Source organism: Halorhabdus sp. SVX81, from assembly GCF_029207715.1.
Lineage (GTDB): Archaea > Halobacteriota > Halobacteria > Halobacteriales > Haloarculaceae > Halorhabdus.
In genome coordinates this window covers 1673763-1695868 of sequence record NZ_CP104322.1, presented here as the reverse complement: position 1 = coordinate 1695868, position 22106 = coordinate 1673763, and the positions used below count along the sequence as shown (strand labels likewise).

Genomic DNA, 22106 nt, shown 5'->3' with positions numbered 1-22106 from the left:
ATCGATCGTCTCTGACAACCAACCGTCAGCTTAGACCTGGCAGTGCCAGTACGAGACCGACGAGAGGCGATCGCCGCCTGGGGCACGACCCACCGCTCGATCAAGTGTCCGGAACGCCGATGCCAGGCTGTCCGGGATCGCCCGGTAGAGCCCGTACGGAACGATGAAGTCGTGGGTCGCCCCGACCAGATCGAGGTCGGACTCCCCGAGCAAACGGTCGATCTCCCATCGGGAGTACAACCGCGATCCCATCGGCAACGCCCAGTTGTAGATCGACCGGGTGCTAAAGCGGTTGAACGTATCGAAGAACACGACGTCTTTGGAGACCCGTCGCATCTCGCTGAGATACGATGCTGGCGTATCCGCCAGGTGGAAAAACCGCATCGCGATGACCGCGTCGAAGTGGTCGTCAGGGAACGGCAGCCGTCCGGCATCGCCCCGCATGAAATCGAGATGGGATTCGACCCCGGCAGTTTGGGCCTTCTGGCGACCCTGTTGGAGCATCGCCGAAGAGATGTCGAGGCCGACGATGTCCGCCCCACGCTCGGCCAACATCACGGTGAATCGACCGGTCCCGCAGGCGATTTCGAGCACGCGCGAGTCTTCGACCGGTCCGATGGCGTCCAGTACGGCCTGCTTTTCCCGCCGATCGATGAGCCGACCGCCACCCGAAAACCGCTTCTCCTCGTAGGCCTCGGCGATCTCGTCGGCCTGGTACCACTCCTGTCCTTTCACGCTATGGATTGTTCACCACGGGGTGATTAAAACGGTATTGGATCGATCCGCGACAGGCAATATAAGGGGATACCCAAGAATACAAGGTATTATACCCTCCATATAGCCAATGCTTATCCGTCGGTTCCGACTCAATCCGGATATGAGCACGACGATCGAAGACGGGTCACGGACGGAGATCATCCTCACGGAGGGGGAGTTTCGCGAGCGCCTCCGTGAGTTGCCGCCGAGTGCGAAGCTGATCGCCAAGGTCCTTGAGACGGACCAACCGCTCTCACAGGGCGAACTCGCCACCGAATCGCTGCTGCCGGATCGGACCGTCCGATACGCGCTAAACCGCCTGGAGGATGCTGACCTCGTTTCCTCGCGATACAGCTACCGTGACGCCCGCAAACAGGTATACTACCTTACGACCGAGTAAACGACCTCTTTCTGGATCCGGCTTCCTGCCCCCGACGCCGTCCTTCCCGACGCGCTTTTGCGTTTCGACGAATTATCGGGCCCATGACCTTCGAAGCCGAACGTGCCGCTGCCCGGGATGTCGACGTCGCAGACATCGCGGACGCGATCGAGTCGATCGGCTTCGAGTGCACCCGGTGTGGCCACTGCTGTCGCGGACTCGGCGAGGCGGAACACACGGCGACGGTCTTCCCCGACGAGATCAGAGAGATCCAACGAGACGGCGCGGATAACTGGCGCGATGTCGCCCGGCCAATGCCCTTTGGCCTCTCGGAAACTGACGGCGAGCCGACGACCGGCGAAACCTTCGAGTGGGCACTCCAGACCGATGCCTGCGGGGACTGTACGTTTTACGACGACGAGAGCGAGGCGTGCTCGATCTACGACCGCCGCCCGCTCATCTGTCGGACCTACCCGTTCAGTCTCTCGATCGAGGATGAGGGGGATGGGACGACCTCGCCGATGGGAAGTGTCGTCGATCGTGCGGGGCCGGTCCACGCCCACGAATGTGAGGGACTGGGACGCGATATCTCGCGGGAGGACGCGGAGGAACTGGCGGCCACGCTCAAACGACGGGCGATCCGCGAACGCGAGGAGGCTATCGGCGTCCGTGACAACTACGAGCCACGCGACGTCGACGGCGTGGTCGTCCACGACTCCGAGGGGCAGAAGCGACCGGATGGCACGCCCATCAGCGAGTGACACCACACCACAAGGCGGTCGACAAGTTCTTTAGGGAGGCCTCCGACGCCGAGAACGGAGGTTTAACCTTGGAAATCTCAGAGAAACTCTTGTGTCTGTTCAGTGCGGACGTAACTGCCGAGGACGACCGGTATGTCGTCGAGGTACCGCGACGGGAGATCGAAACCGGTTCGATCGAACCCGGTGAGACCTATCGGATTGCGCTGATTTCGGGCGAGGACGAACCGACAGACGAGCAACCGAGCACCGATACTGCGCCGAGCGAACCACAGCCGCCAGTCGAGAGCGGCGAGATCCGGTACGTCGAGATAGAGGATATCGGCAAGCAGGGCGACGGCATCGCTCGCGTCGAACGCGGGTACGTCATCATCGTCCCCGGCGCGGAGATCAACGACCGCGTCAAGGTGGAAGTCACCGAAGTGAAGTCGAACTTCGCCGTGGGCGAGATCATCGAAGAGGACATCTGACCGACGATATCGTTTCCCAGTCGTACCACATTCAGGCCCGTTGGGCTTCTCCCGACGGCCACACACCATCTGCCACGGAGATAATCGCAAGACGTGGGTCGATTAACCGACCATACCAAATCGCCTATACCACTCTCGTCACTACAGTGAAACATGAGCACGAGTGCGGCTGGCACCCACGACGATGGACCGCTCTCGGAGAAACAACGCCGGATCCTTGATTACCTGCGAGCCAACGCAGACGACCAGACGTATTTCAAGTCCAGGCTCATCGGCGAAGAACTCGGTCTCTCGGCGAAGGAAGTCGGGACCAACATGGCCGCCCTCCAGGAGGGCGAGTACGATTTGACCGTCGAGAAGTGGGGGTACTCCTCCTCGACGACCTGGATGGTCGACGCCTGAAAAGAGAGCCCCGGACGGAGCAACTGTTTCAACCGTCGTAGGCGACGTACTCGTCAGCTTCGGCGGCAAAGACGATGGCGTCCTCGCCGAATGATTCGGCGTATCTGACGACCAGCATCAATAGCGTCTCGGGGTGGCGAAGCGCGTACCCGTCCTCGCGTGTCAGCAGGCCGGCTTCCTCTAGCTGTGTCGCGTGTTTGCTGACGGTCGGGTTCGAGACATCCAGCCGTTCGGCGAGTTCGTTCGCGGTGGCACTCGGATCCCGGAGCAGTTCGATGATCATCCCTCGGGAGGTATCCCGACGGAGATAGCCGAGTGCCGTCCGTTCGAACTCGCTGAAACGATCCGCCGGGAAGAACCGTCGATATTCACCGTCGCGTTGACTTTCGATCGTGTTGTCCTGTAGCAGCGCGCGAAGGTGATGTTGTGTCTCGCCGGTCCCGAGTTGGAGATCGTCACGAAGCTTCGAGAAATGTGCCCCCGGCGTCGTCGACAGGTACCCGACGATCGCTCCCGGGGCGGTGCTGTCACTCCCCGAATCCGCCAGTCGAACGAGTGGACTGGCGGCCCCCAGTGCGGCGAACCGACGGAGCGTCGCGCGCTTGCTCTCGTCGACACCATCCCCAGCCATTGTTCACTCATTAGCATCGAGTTACAAAACGCCTTCGCTCGATCCGACGTTCGTCACGAAAAGCGGGGCTGTGTTCGTCAACCCGTTGGCGTCAAAGGTTGACCGACGCGATCCTCTCAGGACTCCTCGTCGGTATTGAACTCGTTGTCCATCTCCTCGATGACCTCGTCCGGATCTTTGATGTCGGCCGTTTCTTTGCCGGATTTGACCGCCTGTGCCTGCTCTTCCATTTCTTCGACGTCGACCTCGGCCTCCTGGTCGATCTGGCCGAGGATCTTCTCGATGTCGTCGAGGCCGAGCATCTCGCGGGTCTCGTCGTCGAAGTCGAGGCCTTCGAGGGCCGATTCGCCGTCCGTCTGGACGTCGCTGCCGGTGAGGTGCTTGCCGTACCGGCCGACGAGCGACGTCAGCTCCTGGGGCAGGACGAACTTCGTCGACTCGCCCTTGCCGATCTCCTCTAAGGTCTCCATGCCACGCTCGATGACTGCGCGCTCGCCCATCGCTTCGGCGGATTTGGCGCGCAACACGGTCGAGATGGCGTCACCCTGTGCTTCGAGGATCTGGCTCTGCTTTTCACCCTGGGCGCGGATGATGTTCGATTGCTTCTCACCCTGGGCCTCCTCGACGGCGGAACGACGCTCACCCTGCGCCTCGAGGATCATGGCACGCCGGCGGCGCTCGGCGGAGGTCTGTTGCTCCATGGCCTGTTGGACGTCTTTGCTCGGGTTGACCTCCCGGACTTCCACACTCTCGACGCGAATCCCCCACTCGTCGGTGGGTTCGTCGAGTTCCTTGCGGATCTTGGCGTTGATCTCCTGGCGCTTGTTGAGCGTGTCGTCGAGTTCCATGTCGCCAAGCACCGCACGGAGTGTCGTCTGTGCGAGGTTCGAGACGGCGCGCTTGTAGTTGTCGACTTCGAGGTAGGCCTTCTTTGCGTCCATCACCTTGATGTAGACGACGGCGTCGGCGGTCACCGGCGAGTTGTCACGGGTGATCGCCTCCTGTCGTGGCACGTCCAACGTCTGTGTCCGCATGTCGAACGTGTGGGTCGCCGAGACGAACGGCGGGACGAACGCGATCCCGGGTTCGAGCAGCTTCCGGTACTCCCCGAGTACCGTGAGGGCCTTCTTCTCCGTGGCATCGGTGATGACCACCATTTGCCAGACGGTCACCACAGCAATTGCCAGCAGTACCAGGGCGACAATGGGGAACAGTTCCGCACCCCCCAATTGTAGCGGGATACTTGATAACATACGCACTTGTCTTAGGAGGAACACAACAAAAGTGTTGGGCTCGTGCCGACGGAATATCCCAGAGCCGACGGCCGCCGCTTACGCGGATTCGGTTTCGCGGTCGAGTTCGCCCGTCGGTTCGTTTTCGGATTCGTCTCCAGCCTCCCGTGTCGACGAGCCCGAGTCCGTCGCCTGTGACTGCTCGCCCGCCTCGCGGCCCCGTTCGAGTTCCGCCTCAATATCGTCGGAACTCAGCACGGCCATCGATTCGACCGTGAGGACGTTGCCGCCACCCGGATCGACGACGATGATCTCTTCGCCTTCCGGGATCTCGTCGTCGAACGCCCGGGCCTGATAGTGCGGGTTGAATCCACCGCTGTCGAGTTTGACCTCGCCGCCTGTGCCGGTGACGCGCTCGGTCACATGACCTGTTTTCCCCTTGAGCGAGTCAGAATCGCTCGTCTGGCCGGCCCCTTTCCCGCCGTAGAAGTCGAATTGACGGTAGGCATACAGCGCAATACTCCCGACACCCAACACCAACCCGGCCATGATCACGACCGAGAGGATCCCGAGCGACGACGGAAGGGCGAGGCCAACGAGGCCGGCGACCAGCAGCGCGATCCCGAGGACGATGAAGTGTGCCCCCGGGACGAACGCTTCCCCAATGACCAGTAGCGCTCCTACCAACAGCAATATCAGCGAGAGGTCTGCGCCCAGGACCGATACCATGCCCGCGAGTTAGACCCCAACCGGGTTAACAGTTCGGTCACCGACCAGTCGCTCTCCCAACTGGTCCGGTTCGCCGGCGCGGGACTCAAAACAGTAGCTGCCAGACGACGACCAGTCCAAACGCGAGGCCAAGCCCGACAAACAGCGCGTTCTCCGCCGAGGGCGAGCCAGCCTCGATCTCGGCGTACAGCGAGAACCCGTCCGTGTCGTCCTCCCCGTCGTCATCGGCCAGATCCTCGAGAGTGAACCGCCACTCGTCGTCACTGGCGGTGTCGTCCGCACCGTCTCCCGGTTCCCCGTTCCGTCCGTCCCCCGCCTCGTCGAACTCGACTGGGTCATCGTTCCACTCGTCGTCGTCCATACCGTGACTATCGGATCACGCGGCTAAAGTGCTTGGTCGTTCCCGAATCCGCCGGAACCTGGCTGTGGCGTCACTACCGAATTTTCGATCCGAGCGGCGCGTCCTCGTGGGTTCTCAGCAGGTCGGCCTCCTCGCCGGCAGCCAGCACCATCCCGTTTGACTCGTAGCCGAACAGTTCGGCCTTTTCCATGTTCGCGAGCAGGATGACACGGGTTTCGGGGAGGGACTCGACGTCGTGGAGTTGCTTGATCCCCGCGACGACCTGGCGAGTTTCGAGCCCGATGTCGACTTCTAGCCGGACGAGATCGTCGCTGTCCTCGATGGGGTCGGCCTCGACGATCTCGCCGACGCGAATGTCGAGTTCCTGGAAGTCATCGAAGCCGATCCGTTCCTCGGCGAGTGGTTCGAGATCCATGCCAGTCGGTTCGGCCCCGTCGCCGTCGTCGCTTTCGGTTTCCGCGTCGTCTTCGGCCTCGCCGTCGGTCGCTTCCGCGACGCGGGTTTCGAGCTTCTCGTTGAGTGCTTCGACGCGCTCGTCGGGGATTTTCTCGAACAGTTCCGTCGGTTCGTCGAACTCGGCAGGTGGCGCTTCGAGTGCGGCGTCGAGGGTCACGTCCGCGATCGACCCGTCCTCGTCGAGTTGTTCCCAGAGGCGTCGGGACGTGTCAGGGGTGGTCGGCTGGAGCAAGACGGCGACGGCCTTGGCGATCTGGACGCAGTCACGGATGACCGGCGCTGCTTCGTCGTCATCCAGATTCCAGGGCTCGTGGCGCTGGATGTACTCGTTGCCAAAGCGCGCGAGTTCAACCGCTGCCTGAGTGGCCGTCCGGATCGAGTAGTCGTTGACGCCCGCCTCGAAGTCTTCGATGGCTGCCTCGATGCGATCCTCGACTTCCGGAGAGAGTTCGACATCGGGCGTACCACCGTAGTTGCGGTCGGCAAAGAGCAGTGACCGGTAGGCGAAGTTACCGACCGTGCCGACGAGTTCGCCGTTGACCCGCTCGCGGAAGCGATCCCACGAGAAGTCGATGTCGTCCTGGAACCCACCGACAGTCGTCAGGTAGTACCGCAGGAGGTCGGGGTGGAACCCCTCATCGAGATACTCCTGCGCCCAGATCGCGCGATTGCGACTGGTCGAGAAGGCATCGCCGGCCAGACTCATGAACCCGCTGGCGACGACGGCCCGGGGTTCGTTGTAGTCGGCGACGTGGAGCATGGCGGGCCAGAAGATGGTGTGGTGCTGGATGATGTCCCGGCCGATGACGTGGATGATCTCCCCGCTATCGGGGCCGGCCGGCTCGTCGGCCTTCCAGGCCCCCTCCCAGTCGTAGGTCTCGGGACTCACTCGATCGGTGTACTGCTTCGTCGAGGCGATGTACTCGATGGGCGCGTCGACCCAGACGTACAGGACGAGGTCTTCGACAGTGTCCTCACCTGCGTCGTCAACCTCCGGATAGTCGAAGCCCCAGTCCATATCGCGGGTGATACACCAGTCCTGTAGGCCCTCCTCGATCCACTGGCGGGGCTGATTTTTCGCGTTGGCGGTTCCCTCGAGGCGGTCGAGGAATTCCGAGAGGTACTCCGCGAGTTTCGAGACCGTGAAGAATTTGTGGGTACGCTCGCGGTACTCCGCGGGGTTGCCCGAGATCTTCGAGACGGGATCCTCGATCTCGCCGGGCTCGAGGTGACGCCCACAGCCCTCGTCGCACTCGTCACCGCGGGCGGTCTCGCCGCAGTAGGGACAGGTCCCGACGACGTAGCGGTCGGGCAGCGGCTGGTCGTCCTGGGGGTCCCAGGCGACCTTGATCTCCTGCTCGTCGATGTAGCCTTCCGCCTCCAGGGTTTCGACGATCTCGTGGGTCAATTCCCGATTTGTTTCCTGGTGGGTGTGCCCGTAGTTGTCGAAGTCGATATCGAACTGCGGGAACGTCTCCTCGTACTGTTCGTGGTACTCCAGAGCGAACGCTTCGGGGTCGATATCGTCCTGAATCGCCTGGACGGCGATCGGGGTCCCGTGCATGTCCGACCCGGAGACGAAGGCCGTCTGCTGGCCGAGTTTCTCCAGGGAACGGGTCAGGACGTCGCCGCCGACGTAGGTTCGCAGGTGGCCGATGTGCAGGTCGCCGTTGGCGTATGGCAACCCGCAGGTCACCACTGCGGGATTCTCGGTGGGGAACGCGTCGTGGCTCATGCTACAGTGTACCGCCAGTGGATTCATTAACGCGATGGTTTGCGGTCGTGGGGTTCGATGAGTTTGCCGTGGGTGTGTTTCTGACTCGGGACGGTCGACGCCTCGGAGTGGACGGGACTGTCAGCGAGCGGGCTGTCCCGAGTCCGACCGCCCAATGGCGATTCGGGACGTGGAGTATGCGTCCATCGCGGCGAGAACAGGGTCCACCCGGCCCTAGCAGGATGGCATGTGCATCTGGCGGGTGAGCGAGACCCACGTCAGACCCCCCTCACTTCGTGGCCGGAGAAAAAACGTTGCTCAATCCGTGACGCTGACGCCCCCGAACGCCACAAAGCCCGTCACGACGAGATCAACCTCGTCGTGGTCACGTTCGTGACGTTTCCGCTCGTCTTCGGCCCCGCCGAAGATCGGCAGGATGTCCATCCGAACGTTCCACGCCGGCGGGACGGCGATCTCACAGCCACCGAACATGGCGGTCGCGTTGATCGTCGCCGGTCGATCCTCGATGTTCGCCTCCCGGAGGTCGAGTTCGACGCCGCCGAACAGCGCCGTCAGGTCCGCGCCCGCAAACGCCGCCGTAGTCGTGCGTTGCCCACTGCCCCCGAAGACCCCGACCGAGCTGATGTAGGTGTCGGTGATCACCCGCGAATCCCCCCGGAAGTGACCGGCGATGATCGAGATGCCGACGGCTACGAGGAGCAACGGCCAGAGCTGCGTGACCTGCTCGGCCGCGACGTAATCCAGGGCGACCAGTTGCCAGGCCCCGGCCACGGCGACGACCACGATCGGCCCGAAGAGGTTCCGAAAGTCGCTGCTGATCAGGGCGTACACCCCCAGGAGGACGAACAACGAGGGGACGTACTGTAGCAGTATCGACGCGTCGTAGGTGTCGGTGGTCTCGACGAGCAACGTCACGCCGACGACGATCATGATCGCCCCGAGAACGAACTGATTCGTCAGATTTCGACGGTTCATACCGCCTCAATCGCCGGGAAACTCTATAAAGCTATGTTCCCCCGATCCGGACCACGCTCACTGGATTACAGAATCGTTTCTGTCGGGTTGCCTGCCAAAGCCGTCCCTGATCTGCGCCGCCACTCGTCTGCAACCGGACGACGGCCAGTCGAAGTGCCGTTGTTTCACGATGAGACGACACTGTTAATGGTTGGCCGGTAAACAGATCGACCATGCAAACTGTCATTCTTGCTGCCGGCCAGGGCACCCGAATGGGACCGCTGACGGAGTCGACGCCGAAACCGATGCTCCCCGTCGCCGGGCGGCCGCTCGTCGCCCACGTCGCGGACGCAGCCGTCGAGGCTGGCGCGTCGGAGCTGGTCGTCGTCGTGGGCTACGAGGCCGAGGCAGTTCGGTCGTTCTTCGGCGATACGTATCGCGGCGTACCGGTCACGTTCGCCGTCCAGGAGACACAGGCGGGCACCGCCGACGCCGTCCGGGCCGCCCGCCCGGAACTCGACAGCGCGTTCGCGGTGTTGAACGGCGACAATCTCTACGATCCGGGGGCGATCGAACAGCTGTTCGACAACGCCCCCTCGCTGGCGACCTACGAGGTCGCCGATCCGTCGAACTACGGCGTCGTTTCCGTCACCGACGGCATCGTTACCGACATCGTCGAGAAACCCGCCGACCCGCCGACGAACCTCGCGAACACCGGTGCGTACGTCTTCCCGGAAGCGGCCATCGACTGGCTCGACGTTCCAGAGAGCCAGCGCGGCGAGTACGAAATCACTGACGTCGTTTCCCGCGTCGTCGACGAACACGAAGTGACGCCGGTGACGCTTTCACGCTGGCGTGACGTCGGCCGTCCCTGGGAATTGCTTGAAGCCAACGAAACCCTCTTGGCTGAACTCGATGGCGACGTCCAGGGGACGGTCAGTGAGGACGCTGACCTCCGGGGGACCGTGGTCGTCGAGGCTGGCGCAACGATCGAACCGGGCGTCGTGATCGAGGGGCCAGTGTACGTCGGTGCCGGCGCGTCGGTCGGCCCGAACACCTACCTCCGCGGGGCGACCTATCTCGGCGAGAACGTCCACGTCGGCAACGGCGTCGAGATCAAAAACAGCGTGATCCGGTCGGGGACGAACGTCCCGCATCTCTCCTACGTCGGCGACAGCGTCCTCGGCCAGGACGTGAACTTCGGGGCCGGAACGAACGTCGCGAACCTCCGCCACGACGGCGACGACGTTGGACTCACAGTCAAAGGCGATCGGCTCTCGACGGGACGGCGAAAGTTCGGTGTCGTTGTCGGCGACGGCGTCAAGACCGGTATCAACACGAGCCTCGAACCCGGTGTCACGCTTTCGGGCGGCGTGCGTACCGAACCCGGCGAGCGCGTGAGCCGCGATCGCTGATTGTCGCCACCGGTTGGCCCGACTTTGATGGCTGTCTCAGTTTTGGTCCGCTACCCACAGTTGACAGACGCGCTCGAACTCGTCGTCGGAGAGTTGTCCTGTCGCGAAGTGATCGGCCGCCAGTCGCAGATCGTTGTCGGTGACCTGTCCCTCGGCCAGGACGCGCTCGAGGACATCGGTGACGACCGCAACCGAGTCCGCCCCCTCGATCGCGATGTCGTCACCGTCGACGAAGACGGCACCGTCGATCGGCAGAGTCGTGCCGCCGGCGGTATCCGCCGGCACTGTCGCGTCGTATTCGACGACGATGCGGCCGTCGACGTCCTCGAAGGCCAGAAACAACGTCGATCCCTGGGTCGCAAACTCCGTCGGATCGGGGCTTGTCCCGTACAGTGCCAGCTCGGTACCGGCCAGCCGTTCTCTGATCGCAAGTCGTTCCGGTGGGTTGTCGATCGAAAGCGTCACTGCCACCTCGCCACCCGGAGCCACGTGGCTGGGCGCGAGATCGCGTTCGACGCTCGGTCCTGGGGCATCCGTCGGTTCCGCGGTCTCGATATCGGTTGTGTCATCGTCGGAGTCTCCGCCGCCCCCGAACGCGTCTTCGGGGCCAAAGAGGCGCGTCCAGACGACCAGCAGGCTCGGGAGGACGAGCACGCTCGCGAGGAACGCATAGATGATCGTCAGGCCGGTGATCAGCCCGAACTGCTGGAGCGGCGGCAGGATGGCGAACACGAGCACGCCGAACCCACCGACCGTCGTCGCGGCACTACCCAGCAGTGCCCCGCCGGTCCCGGTGACTGCCCGGTCGAGGGCTTCGAAGACCGAACCGGTCTCTTCGAGCTCCTGGTTGTATCGTTCGCTGAGGTGGATACTGTAGGCGACCCCGAGCCCGACAGTCAGGCTCGTGATCATCCCCGTCATCACGTTAAAGGGGATGTCGAAGGCGTACATCGTTCCCAGGATCCACGCCACGCTGAGGACGACCGGCAACAGCGTCACGAACCCGAGGGTCGCACTCCCGTCGCTGATCCGGTAGACGACCATCAGGAACGCGAAGACGGCCACGAGCGTGATCAACAGACTCTGGATCACCGTCTCCAGGAGCTGATTCTGGACGATCTCGAAGATGATCGTCTGGCCGGTGGCGGACGCTTCGAGGCCGTTTTCCGAGAGCGTATCGGCGACCGACCGCATCTGGTCAGTCACGTCAGTACTCGATGCGGTCCCCTGGATCGTCACGACGATCCGGGCAGCTGTATACTTCCCGTCGTCCCGAGCGAGAACTGACTGGGCCTGCTGGGGTGCGACGTCATAGAGCGTATCGTAGACGCCGGCGACGTTCTCGTCCGGAACGCGGTCATTGTCGGTGTCCGCAGCGGTGAACGTCGCATTGAACGTCTCGTTTTGGGCGGCCACGGTTTCCATGACCGACAGCGGTGACTGCACGTCGGGTTCACCCCCGGGGAGCTTTTGTGTGACGTTTTTCCCTGCGATAGTCTCACGTGCCCCGGCTAGCCGTTCGATCCCGTCGGGTGTTGCGACGTCACCCTTTATAAGCAACTGGGCCTGTGAGTCCTCCCGGACGAACCGCTCGTTGACGTACTGGAGGTTGTTCTTCGCGGTGTATTCGCCGGGTTTGAACGGCTCCGGGAGGTCTTCCATCCATCCCGGTGGATCCTCGGCGAGGAAGTCTTCCTGAGCAAAGCTCGTGTCGACCTGTGTCCCGGCGTACGCACCGCCGACCGAGAGCAACACGGCGAGGACGATGATCACGTAGGGGATCTTCCGTGCGCCGATCGACCCGACTTTGAGTAGCTGGCTGAGTCGGCCGCCACCGGTTCCGATCGCTCGCTTGCGGCGGTCGATGCCGAAGCCTTCGAGAACCTCGTCGAGTTCGACTTTGAGCGCCGGAATCAGGACGCCAAAGACCAACAGCGCAGCCACGATTCCGACGGAGCTCACGATACCGAAGTCCTGAATCGGGGGGACCGGGCTCGTCAGGTTCGAGAGGAAGCCGATGACTGTCGTCGCGGTCACCAGCGTGAGCGCGACGCCGACGCCACCCAATGCGACCCGCATCGCCTCGCGTGGACCGCGGTCCGCGTCGTTGCGTCGCTCGCGATGGCGCATGAAGATGTGGATCGCGTAGTCGATCGAGAGCCCGATCAACAGTACGGGCACGGCGATGAAGATCTGGTTGAAGCTGATGTCGGCCCAGCCCATGAACCCGAACGTCCAGATCAGGACCGCACCGATACCGAACAGGCCAAGCAGGATATCGAGAATGTCACGGTACCCGATCGCCAGCGCTGCCAGAACGAAGATCAGCGCGAGCGGGCCAACGATCAGCATGCTGTCGCTCATCGAGCGGTTGATCTCGTCGGTGATCAACCCGCTCCCGAAGACCAGATACTCCTCGTCGAAGTCCCCACCGAGGTCCTGCATCGCAAGCTGGGAGTCGACGATCCGGTCGGAGACAGTCCCGCCGGGCGCGACAGCGCTGTCGGTCCGCTGGGTGACCAGCAGCATCGTCGCCTCGGCGGTCGTCGATCCCTGCTCGTACTCGCTGGACATGAGCCCCAGGGCGCCGTTCCCGCCACCGTTTTCGCCGTCGCCGAGCACGAGTTCGATCGTCGATTCGAGCTCGGTGGTGTTCATCGACGCAAGTTGGGTGATCTGCTCGTCGAGTGTGATCCCGGAGACGTTCTCGAGGGCTGCACGCTGCTCCTGGAGAGTCGCGCCGAGTTCTTCGAGGCGTTCACCCTGCTCGCGAAGTGACGCTCCTTGCTCTTGGAGGGCAGCGCCCCGTTCCTGGAGGGCCTGGCCCCACGCTTCGAGGGACTGTTGGCGAGTTTGAAGCGCCTGGTACTCCGCGGCGAGGACCCCCTGCGTGCCGAGTTCGTACGCCGACTGGATCGACTCCTGGTCGGTCGCGTTCCGGAGATCCTGAGCGGCTGTCCGGAACGTCGCGTAGTGGGTTTCGTTCAACGTCACTGGCGCATTCTGGGCCACCGCGTCGAACCGGTCCCGAACACTCGCCGATGGGTCCTCACGGAGCGTACTGAGGGCGGTCCGGAGGCTCTGGGCCGTCGCGTTCAGCTGGGCCGCTCGTGTCGCGACCGCCTCCCGCGTTTGGTTGAATTCAGTTCGATTCGCCTGGAGCGCAGCGCGTTGTTCCTGTAGCTGGGTCCGTTGCTCCTGGACGGTCGCGTTCAGCTGCCGGAACTCCGCGAGCGTGGCCTGCAACTCGGCCCCTCGTTCGCGCTGGATCGCGGCCGTTGCGATCGCGTTGGCGATACCGGTTGTGGGTGACCCTTCGGCCAAGGTGGGCCCGACAGTCGCGTTGTTCCTGAGGGCTTGTTGGTATTCTACCGTCTCGATCAACGTCTCGTTGCTGAGGACGTTGTCCCCACGAACGATAATCTGTGCCGTGGTCGTGTTCTCAGCCCCAGTCGAGAAGTTCTGGTCGATATAATCCAGGTCCGCTGCTTCGGGTGTGTCCGACTGGAACTGATCGAGCGACGACGTCTGGTCCACCTGAGCGGCCCCCGCGCCGACGAGGACTGTCACGACGAGCATCACCGCGATCGCTGCTTTCGTATGATCGGTGATCGCGTCGACGACCCTGTCGGTCAGGCTCATTGTGGACCTCCAATACGATATCTGAAACCAGTCATTCGTAGTATCGCCTTTCCGGGCGAGTTGGTTATAGGCTTTCCGGAATTTACTGAATGTTCGTTCAAATAGTTCCGCTTTCTCGGGAGTTCAGCACCCGAGCTTCGAACCTACCCCCCGTCTCCGCGAACAGCTGATACATAAAATCCAAAGATTGATCATTGACTAACCGTTCAATTATCGGCATGGGGAACAATACGCCAGTGGGTAGCATGCGCTCGTCCGATCCACTCGATCCGGGTGTGATCGGCGAGACAGTCGACGATCATCTCGGATCTGTCCTGCCGAGCGCACCGGACGCCCTCGTCGACGATGCACGTACATTGCTTGGAAAGATGTCGGACCGGATCCGTGGCCAGTGGCTCGTCGTGGGCGCACAGACTGGTTCGGCGGACATCGATATTGAGGACATCCTCCCGGCAGCAACGAGTGTCGAACTCGTCTACGGACAGGCAGTAGCTAACGCTCAAGCGGCCGGCTTCGACACTGGGGCGTTGGACCGTGACCAGGCGCTGTTGACCAGCGATTATCTCCATTCGCTCGCGTACACGGCGATGGGATCCGTCAAAAGTGACCCGTCAGTCCGCCAGGCCTGTTTCGATTCACTCTCGGACGCGAGTCAACGGCTTGCTTCCTTGTGGAGCCGACTGGAAGAAACACGGGCCGAGGATTCCTCAGCGCCGGACTCGGTCCCGATCGATCCGATCGTGATGGCGACGGCGGGTGATCTCGCCGGACTGCTGGGAGGTAGCGACCCGGATTCGCGATCGGCGCTCCGAGAAGCCGGCGCGGCACTCGGGATCGCTCGCTGGCGACCTGACGGACAGTCTCCTGCCGACGACCAGACGGATGTCGTCGCCGAGACGATGCCCGGCAAGTGGTCGGCTGGTGATGTCGTCTCTGTCGGCGATCCGGATCGTCTCAGGGGGCTTTTGGATCCACTCCCACAGTCGTCCGCGACCGAGACGCTTCGGTCGTTTGCCACCTCACGGTGTCCGAACGCCGTCGAACATCGCCCCAACATCCATGAGTGAGTTACCTGCGGCGACTGCTGTCGCCACGAACCCGATCGGTCGGCATCCCGTGACCCGGACGGACGCCGACCGGAAGCCGATTTCCGCTTCGAAACGGTTCCGTGACCGGCGACCACAACCGTGGCAGGGGGTGATACAGTGACCGGGTGGTTCGAGACGACGGACTCGACCGACGAGGAGATCATGGCGGCGACCTATCGAGCACTGTGTGCCCACGGGTACGCCGGGACAACCATCTCCAGAATCGGCGAGGAGTTCGAGAAGAGTCAGTCGCTGCTGTACTATCATTACGACGACAAGGACGATCTCCTGGCGGACTTTCTGGCCTATTTACTCGATCGACTCGAGGCCGATCTGCAGGACACCGAGATGACAGAACCCCGACAGCGACTCACCGCGCTCTTCGAGAAACTCGCCCCGTCCGATCCGGACGAGGCACAGCGACAGTTCTTCCAGGCGCTGCTCGAGATGCGCGCCCAGACGCCGCACAACCCGGCATATCGGGATCAATTCGAACGCTCGGACGCGCTCATCGTCGCCGAGCTCACCGAGACGATCGAGGCCGGTATCGAACAAGGAACCTTTGTCGAAGTCGATGCCGATCGGACGGCTGCTTTCCTCTATTCGACACTGTACGGCACGCTCGATCGGTGTGTCACACTGGGCGAGTGGGAACTGTTCGACCAGACTCGTCGCGAACTCGACCGGTACATCGAGACGACGCTTTTGGCTGATGTCGCCGAGGACTAACCAGCCGCTCACTCGATGTGGATCGCGGGTTTGCCGGGATCGGCACGCTCGGCCAGGTCAGCGTCTTGCGTCGCTTCCGCCGTCTCGACGCTGATCGACGCGTCGAACTCTTCTCGGAGCAGCCACGCTGCCCGTTCCAGGACCGCCTGCTCAGTGGTCGGTTCAAGCACGGGTTCCAGCGACCGACGACGCTCCTGTAAGTCGGCGAGATACGGCCCCGCTACGTCCCGGTGGTCGGCGACAAGGTCGTCTTCGAACGCCTCGCTGACGACCGCGCTCTCGGGATCGGCCCTCCGAACTGTCTCGTAGGCGCGGTACTTCCACTCGGGGGCGATGACCAACGTGATCGCTTCGGGGTCGTCGATCCCGGCAACCTCACAGATGTCCCGGACGTCGGCCCGCGTCGTCTCGATCAGCGAGCGCTCGATCCGGTAGTCGCCGACCGCCGCCGCCGGCTGTGGCCAGTCGGCCTCGGCGGCGAGCCCGTCACATCGTAGCAGATTCCAGAGCTCTTCGGCCAGATAGGGAGTGATCGGCGCGATCAGCGCCGCAATCGTCTCGAGTCCACGTCGATACACTGTTTCGTGGACTGGCCCCACTTCGGTGTACTGTCCGAGCACGCCCGCAAGCGATCGAATCTCCGAAATCGCCCGGTGGAATCGGAACGCGTCGAACTCTTCGGTCGTCGCGGCGATCGTCCGGTCGATCTCCCGGTCGAGGTAGTCGTCTCTGGGCTCGCGCTCGTCCCGATCGCTTTCGCGCCCGACGAACGACTGTACCATCTCGTAGAGCTGTTGCTGGAGATCGTAGGCCGAACTCACGTCCTTGGCAGTCCACTCGAAGTCCTGGCGCGGGTGAGCGGCCCCGAGGACGAACAATCGGGTCGTCTCCGGGCCGTACTCGTGGGGCGTGATGACGTTCCCCTTCGCCGTCGACATCTTCTCGCCGCCGTGCAGTACCGTCCCCTGGTTGACGAGTCGTTGGACGGGCTCGCTCTCCTCGAGGAGACCGAGATCGGAGAGCACGCGGGCGAAAAACCGGATGTAAAGCAGGTGGAGGACGGCGTGTTCCTCGCCGCCGACGTAGACGTCGACGGGCAGCCACTCGGCTGCCTGGTCCGTGTCGAACGGTGTGTCCGCTTGTGCGGCCGAGAGAAATCGCAGGAAGTACCACGACGAGTCGACGAAGGTGTCCATCGTGTCGGTCTCCCGGCGGGCGTCCGCGCCACACTCCGGACACGTCGTTTCCACGAACTCGCTGTTCTCGGCCAGCGGGTTCCCTGCTGTCGGTTCGTACTCGGGCAACTCGACCGGGAGTTCGTCCTCTGGAACCAGGACGGGGCCACACGCCTCACAATGGACGACCGGGATCGGCGTCCCCCAGTAGCGCTGCCGGGAGATGAGCCAGTCCCGCAGCCGATAGGTGACGGCGGACTCGGCGACATCCAGGTCGGCGAGCAATCGGTCGCGGGCCGTCTCGGTGTCCAGGCCGTCGTACGCCTCGCTGTTTTCGAGAGTGCCCTCGCCGGTATCGGCGGCCGAGGAGAAGTCGTGTTCGTCGGTATCGCCTTTCAGGACCGGCTCGATCGGCAGGTCGTGTTCGCTCGCGAAGGCGTGATCGCGCTCGTTGTGGGCGGGCACGCCCATGACAGCCCCCGTCCCCACGCCGTCGAGGACGTACTCGGCGACGTAGATCGGCATCTCCTCGCCGGTCAGTGGGTGGATCGCGCGGACGCTGGTTTCGACGCCACTCGCCGTTGACCGCCGCTCGGCTTCCGATCGTCCCCGCGTTCCGTCCAGATACGTCGCCACTGCATCGTCTTTCGCGGCCAGTTCACGGGCCAGTTCGTGACCCGGCGAGACGGCGAGGAAGGTCGCGCCGTAGATCGTATCCAGACGGGTCGTGAACGCGTCGACGGTGCCGTACTCGGGCACCTCGAAGGTCACGTTCGCCCCGTCCTGTTTGCCGATCCAGTTGCGCTGGATCTCCCGGACGCTCTCTGGCCACCCGTCGAGTTCGTCGAGGCCTGCAAGCAACTCCTCGGCGTAGTCGGTGATCGAAAAGAACCACTGGTCGAGTTCACGGGTCTCGACCGGCGTCTCACACCGCCAGCAGACACCCTGGCTCGAAACCGGCCCGTCGACGCCGGCGTCGTGATCGTGGTCGTCCTCGTCGGGTGCCGGTTCGACCTGGGCGTCCGCCAGCACGGTCTCGCAGTTCGGACACCAGTTGACAGCGGCAGCCTCGTACTCCACCAGCCCTTCCTCGTAGAACCGCTCGAAGAACCACTGGTTCCACTGGTAGTATTCGGGGTCGCTGGTCGTGAACTCCCGACTCCAGTCGTAGCCAAACCCCATCGCCTCCATCTCCTCGCGCATGTCCTCGATGCAGGTCTCCGTCCAGGACTGGGGGTCCGTCAGTTGGCGCTCGGCGGCGTTCTCGGCGGGCAACCCGAACGCATCCCAGCCCATCGGTTGGAGGACATCGTCCCCACACATCCGCCGATACCGGGCGTAGGCATCGGTGATCGCGTAGTTGCGGACGTGGCCCATGTGGAGATTCCCGGACGTATAGGGAAACATGCCGAGAACGTACGTCGGATTCTCGGCGTCCGGTGGACACTCGTAGATGTCTTTGCGATCCCACTCGAACTGCCAGATCTCCTGGACTGCCTGGGAGGAATACCGATCTCGGTGAGACATTTCCTTGCTCGTCCTTACCGGAGTCGAGACAAAAACTTGCGGGACGATCTCCTCAAATAGCCCCCATAGTCCCGGGAATGCTTTTGTGTTCGTCGGCGCACCCACGAGTATGCAACTGACGTTTCTGGGGACGGGGAGTGCCATGCCCACCGGCGACCGCAACCAGACCGGACTGTTGCTCGAAGCCGACGGCAACCGACTGCTGATCGACTGCGGGAGCGGTATCCTCGACGCGCTGGCAGCGACCGACTCAGGGTACACCGACCTCGACGCCGTCCTTCTCACCCATCACCACCTCGACCACGTCGCGGATCTGCTACCCCTGTTGAAGGCCCGCTGGCTGGCTGACGCCCCGCCGCTCCGGATCGTCGGCCCATCCGGTACCGAATCCCTCCTCGACGAACTCCTCGATATCCACGGCTACCTCCGGAAACACGTCGAGCCGACGGTGGCCGACATCGAGGTCGGTGAGACGATGCTCGCAGGTTTCGACATTTCGGCGCGGGAGATCCACCACACGATGGCCGGCTTTGGCTACCGACTCTCGCCGACCGGCACTGACCGTCCCGCAGTCGTCTTCAGCGGCGACACCGTGGCGGTTCCCGAATTTCTCACCGTCGCCGACGGGGCCGAGGTTTTGGTTCACGACTGTTCGTTCCCGGACGACATCGAGACGGACAACCACGCGACGCCTGCGTCACTGGGGACAGCCCTCGATGCAGCCGACGCTACTGTTGGGACGCTGTATCTCACCCACCTCTACCCCCACACTGACGGTCGGCATCAGGAAATGGTCGCGTCGGTTCGCGAGCGTTACGACGGCGCGGTCGCCGTCGCTCGCGACGGGCTGACCGCCGAGTTGTAGGCCAGGCGGGTCACTCTACGTCACCCGTGATGACTTCCACAGCGCTGATCCGAAGAATGACCCGCTCGGTCTCGATCGGTGTCGGATACTCCTCCTCGTCGAGATATCGCTGTGCGAGCGCGTCGATGTGCTCACGTGCGCCCTCGGTCGTCGTCGATTCGACTTCGCCGGTCACCGACAGGAACCGATAGGGGTTGTCCGGGTCTGTCATGCTCACCGAAACTGTCGGGTCGCGAGCCACGTTCCGTTCCTTGCGTCGCCCGCGTTCGGTATTGATCAGAATCCGGTCGTCGTCGGCGTCGTAGTCGACCCACACGGGTGTTGTGTGGGGCTCCCCGTCTGCGGTCATCGTGGTCAGGTGGGCGAAGGTCCGTTTCTCGAAGAGGTCCTGAAACGCGGCGGGAATGCTCGCCATGGCCGGGCGTTGTCGTCGCTGGAGATTAACAGTATCGCCGCGGGTGTCAGCCACGCACCCCTCAGGCGCGCTCGAGAACGACCCGGAAGTCGGCCCCGCCGGCGTCACTCTCACGGAGTTCGACCGTCCCACCGTAGGATTCGGTCAACGCGCGGACGAATCCCAGCCCCAGACCGGTCCCCTCGCTGTCCGGCCCCTTTCGCCCCATCTCGAAGATCTCGTCGCGGATCTCCCCGGGAACGCCGGCACCGTCGTCAGCCAGGCCGACGACCACCGCATCCGCATTCACTTCCTCAGCGTAGATCGAGACCGTTACGGGTTCGTCGTTGTGGATCGCCGCGTTCGAGAGGATGTTCGTGAACACCGAATCGAGTAGATCACCACCGTACACCTGGCATTCGAAGTCCGCGGGGTCGAACTCGACAGTGAGATCGTCGTACTGTGTGTCGACAGTCGAGACTGTCTCTTCGAGTTCTCGCCGGAGTGATTTGGGCTCGGGTTCGTCGGCCTCCTCCAGCGTGGAGACGAGATCTCCGACGCGTTCGATGAGGTCGGCCGCGTCCTCGGCCGCGTGGTTGATGCGTTCGACGTACTCCAGGGTTTCACCGTCGACGCTGTCCGCGACGAAATCAGTGAATCCGGAGATCACTTGCAGATCATTGCCCAGGTCGTGTCGCAGGAGCCGGTCGTACAGCTCGATCATCTCCTTGCGGGTTTCGAGATCCTTTCGTGCGCGTTCGAGTTGTTCTCTCGACCGGATGTTACTGATCGCGGTGGCGGCGTGGGAGGCGAGAATTTCGAGCGGTTCGGCGTGTTCGGCGCCGATCTCGTCGACTGATGTCGCTCGTGTGACCAGCACCACGATGACCTCGTCGACGATACTCGCCGGGACGGCAAGCGTAGCCGTTACGTCCGAATCCTCAACCACACCGGCTTCGTCTCCCGTCCGACGAACCGTCTCGCCGGTGTCGATGGCCTGGGTCACCACCGGCGTCGACTCGTCCCCTGGATCGAAGTGGGGGTTCGTACTGTCTGCGACTTCCGGATGTCCGTTTCGAACCACGACGAACGTTGCGTAGGGAAAATCAAACAACAGCGACACCGCTTCCAGTGTGAGCGAGACGACTTCGTCGACACTCTCACAACTATTGAGTGCCTGACCGTATCGATTCAGATCGGCAACCTGGCTGGCGAAATCCGGCTGGTTCTCGAATGACATTTCGGGTGAGTATACTCCGTCGGCTTAGCATCACACCCACATCAAAAAATCGTTTTGGAAGCTCGTTATCACTAATTCAGGCGATATCGCAACAGCGCGGCGATCCCGCCGAGATTCGAGAGTTGCTGTCCCGGATCGAACTCCCGTGAGAAGACGGTCACGTCCCCGCCTTGCTGCTCAGTCCGCTCGATGGCGCGATCGACATCGATGTCCCACTGGTCGCCGTCGCCACGCGCCCGGCGAAGCGGTTCATCGAGGACCAGCAAGTGCTCGATGGCACCGTACTCGGCGGCCTCAGCCACTGGATCCGGGCCGTAGGCCACTTTCGCACCGGTCGCGATCCGTTCCATCAACTCGTCGATCAGCGTCGCCTCCTCGGCGATGCGGGTTTCCTCCTGGACCTCCTCGACGGCCCCGCGCTTGAGCACCTCGTGGACGCCCCGATCGCCGACGGCGCTTGTATCGACCGTGCGGATCGAGTCAGCTACTTCCGGTGCCTCGTCTTCGATGTAGGCGAGCGCGTCCTGCTTGGTGAAACCCGGGCCAGCGAGGATGATCGCGTCGGCGTTCGTTCGCTTGAGCACGTCCGTGAGTTCCCCGAATAACTCTTCACGGGGTCTGGCGTATTCGCCCTTCCCGGTCGGCCCCGCAATCGACGCCCGTTCCTCGGTGCCGTACTGTTCGACGGTGTGGACGTACGCCTGGGCCTCCTCGACGGTCACGATGGCAACGTCCGGGACGTCGGTCGCCTCGACGGCCTCCTCGATCCGATCCATCTGGTCGGGCTTCCAGGTCTTCTCGACGTCGAGTTCGTCGTGTTGCTCGACGTTGATCGTGTGATGCTGGCCGAGTTGATCCTCCCGCGAACAGTCGTCGATCACGCCGCTGACCCGGAGTCGATCGGCGAAGCGGGCGAATTCGACGTCCTCGACGTCGAGGGCCGCCCAGATGTGTTCGCGCTCGCCACCCGTGTCCCGCATCTGGTCGTCGTTGCGTTGGATTCGGCGCGTCGTGTCGCCGGCCACCCGGTCGCCCGGCTCGATCACGTAGGTGAGATGCCAGAGGTCGTCGAGGCTCTCGGGGACGAGCGTCAGGCGCTCGCGACCGCCCTCGACGCGCTCCCGCTCGGCGATGCGCATGTCTCGGAGTGAGCGTGCGGCGAGTAAGT

Annotated in this window: 20 protein-coding genes; 8 read left to right on the top strand and 12 right to left on the bottom strand. The window is 63.1% G+C overall.

From position 1 onward, the window contains the following. Positions 1 to 30 precede the first annotated feature (30 nt). Positions 31 to 735 (bottom strand): methyltransferase domain-containing protein, encoded by a 705-nt coding sequence (locus SVXhr_RS08425; RefSeq protein WP_275736774.1) that lies wholly within the window; start codon positions 733 to 735, stop codon positions 31 to 33. A 142-nt stretch (positions 736 to 877) separates the two neighbouring features. Here SVXhr_RS08425 and SVXhr_RS08420 point away from each other — a divergent pair, with 142 nt between their 5' ends. The 4 genes from SVXhr_RS08420 (at position 878) to SVXhr_RS08405 (ending at position 2765) form a co-directional block, all read left to right on the top strand. Then, positions 878 to 1156, top strand: coding sequence for a helix-turn-helix domain-containing protein (locus SVXhr_RS08420; RefSeq protein ID WP_275736773.1), 279 nt, complete (start codon positions 878 to 880; stop codon positions 1154 to 1156). An 83-nt stretch (positions 1157 to 1239) separates the two neighbouring features. Further along, on the top strand, positions 1240 to 1896 hold the full coding sequence (locus SVXhr_RS08415; protein WP_275736772.1) for a YkgJ family cysteine cluster protein: 657 nt from the start codon (positions 1240 to 1242) through the stop codon (positions 1894 to 1896). A 68-nt stretch (positions 1897 to 1964) separates the two neighbouring features. Then, positions 1965 to 2363, top strand: a complete 399-nt coding sequence (locus SVXhr_RS08410) for a TRAM domain-containing protein (protein ID WP_275736771.1) — start codon at positions 1965 to 1967, stop codon at positions 2361 to 2363. Between the two features lie 153 nt (positions 2364 to 2516). After that, positions 2517 to 2765: a hypothetical protein gene (locus tag SVXhr_RS08405; protein ID WP_275736770.1), complete on the top strand. Its 249-nt coding sequence runs from the start codon at positions 2517 to 2519 to the stop codon at positions 2763 to 2765. A 28-nt stretch (positions 2766 to 2793) separates the two neighbouring features. Here the strand turns inward: SVXhr_RS08405 and SVXhr_RS08400 are convergent, their stop codons facing one another. The 6 genes from SVXhr_RS08400 to SVXhr_RS08375 form a co-directional block, all read right to left on the bottom strand. Next, the gene (locus SVXhr_RS08400; protein WP_275736769.1) at positions 2794 to 3396 is read right to left on the bottom strand and encodes an ArsR family transcriptional regulator; all 603 of its coding nucleotides are present in this window, start codon (positions 3394 to 3396) and stop codon (positions 2794 to 2796) included. A gap of 116 nt (positions 3397 to 3512) precedes the next feature. Beyond that, positions 3513 to 4649 (bottom strand): SPFH domain-containing protein, encoded by a 1137-nt coding sequence (locus tag SVXhr_RS08395; RefSeq protein WP_275736768.1) that lies wholly within the window; start codon positions 4647 to 4649, stop codon positions 3513 to 3515. 78 nt (positions 4650 to 4727) lie between these two features. Continuing rightward, a complete protein-coding gene (locus tag SVXhr_RS08390) occupies positions 4728 to 5357 on the bottom strand; it encodes an NfeD family protein (RefSeq protein ID WP_275736767.1) in 630 nt (209 codons plus the stop codon). Positions 5358 to 5442: 85 nt separating this feature from the next. After that, the gene (locus SVXhr_RS08385) at positions 5443 to 5718 is read right to left on the bottom strand and encodes a hypothetical protein (RefSeq protein ID WP_275736766.1); all 276 of its coding nucleotides are present in this window, start codon (positions 5716 to 5718) and stop codon (positions 5443 to 5445) included. 73 nt (positions 5719 to 5791) lie between these two features. Then, entirely contained in the window at positions 5792 to 7909 is a 2118-nt protein-coding gene (metG, locus tag SVXhr_RS08380; RefSeq protein ID WP_275736765.1) for a methionine--tRNA ligase, read from the bottom strand. 297 nt (positions 7910 to 8206) lie between these two features. Further along, positions 8207 to 8884 carry a LiaF domain-containing protein gene (locus SVXhr_RS08375; RefSeq protein ID WP_275736764.1) on the bottom strand — a complete coding sequence of 226 codons (678 nt, stop codon included), beginning with the start codon at positions 8882 to 8884 and terminating at the stop codon, positions 8207 to 8209. Positions 8885 to 9096: 212 nt separating this feature from the next. Between SVXhr_RS08375 and glmU the strand changes: the two genes are divergently transcribed. Further along, positions 9097 to 10278 carry a bifunctional sugar-1-phosphate nucleotidylyltransferase/acetyltransferase gene (glmU, locus tag SVXhr_RS08370; RefSeq protein ID WP_275736763.1) on the top strand — a complete coding sequence of 394 codons (1182 nt, stop codon included), beginning with the start codon at positions 9097 to 9099 and terminating at the stop codon, positions 10276 to 10278. A gap of 36 nt (positions 10279 to 10314) precedes the next feature. Here glmU and SVXhr_RS08365 read toward each other — a convergent pair whose 3' ends face one another. After that, positions 10315 to 13920, bottom strand: a complete 3606-nt coding sequence (locus SVXhr_RS08365) for an MMPL family transporter (protein WP_275736762.1) — start codon at positions 13918 to 13920, stop codon at positions 10315 to 10317. Positions 13921 to 14138: 218 nt separating this feature from the next. Between SVXhr_RS08365 and SVXhr_RS08360 the strand changes: the two genes are divergently transcribed. Together SVXhr_RS08360 and SVXhr_RS08355 are read left to right on the top strand one after the other, a co-directional pair. After that, positions 14139 to 14987, top strand: coding sequence for a hypothetical protein (locus SVXhr_RS08360; RefSeq protein WP_275736761.1), 849 nt, complete (start codon positions 14139 to 14141; stop codon positions 14985 to 14987). A gap of 138 nt (positions 14988 to 15125) precedes the next feature. Then, a complete protein-coding gene (locus tag SVXhr_RS08355) occupies positions 15126 to 15737 on the top strand; it encodes a TetR/AcrR family transcriptional regulator (RefSeq protein WP_275736760.1) in 612 nt (203 codons plus the stop codon). An 8-nt stretch (positions 15738 to 15745) separates the two neighbouring features. On the opposite strand, the gene leuS is transcribed toward SVXhr_RS08355, so the two are convergent. Beyond that, positions 15746 to 18439 (bottom strand): leucine--tRNA ligase, encoded by a 2694-nt coding sequence (gene leuS, locus SVXhr_RS08350; RefSeq protein ID WP_275736759.1) that lies wholly within the window; start codon positions 18437 to 18439, stop codon positions 15746 to 15748. Between the two features lie 109 nt (positions 18440 to 18548). On the opposite strand from leuS, the gene SVXhr_RS08345 reads away from it, so the two are divergent. Then, a complete protein-coding gene (locus SVXhr_RS08345) occupies positions 18549 to 19304 on the top strand; it encodes an MBL fold metallo-hydrolase (RefSeq protein ID WP_275736758.1) in 756 nt (251 codons plus the stop codon). 10 nt (positions 19305 to 19314) lie between these two features. Here the strand turns inward: SVXhr_RS08345 and SVXhr_RS08340 are convergent, their stop codons facing one another. From SVXhr_RS08340 to SVXhr_RS08330, 3 genes are all read right to left on the bottom strand, one after another. Continuing rightward, positions 19315 to 19719: a PPOX class F420-dependent oxidoreductase gene (locus tag SVXhr_RS08340; RefSeq protein ID WP_275736757.1), complete on the bottom strand. Its 405-nt coding sequence runs from the start codon at positions 19717 to 19719 to the stop codon at positions 19315 to 19317. Between the two features lie 61 nt (positions 19720 to 19780). Further along, positions 19781 to 20938 (bottom strand): ATP-binding protein, encoded by a 1158-nt coding sequence (locus SVXhr_RS08335; protein WP_275736756.1) that lies wholly within the window; start codon positions 20936 to 20938, stop codon positions 19781 to 19783. 71 nt (positions 20939 to 21009) lie between these two features. Further along, positions 21010 to 22077: an mRNA surveillance protein pelota gene (locus SVXhr_RS08330; protein ID WP_275736755.1), complete on the bottom strand. Its 1068-nt coding sequence runs from the start codon at positions 22075 to 22077 to the stop codon at positions 21010 to 21012. Positions 22078 to 22106 lie beyond the last annotated feature (29 nt).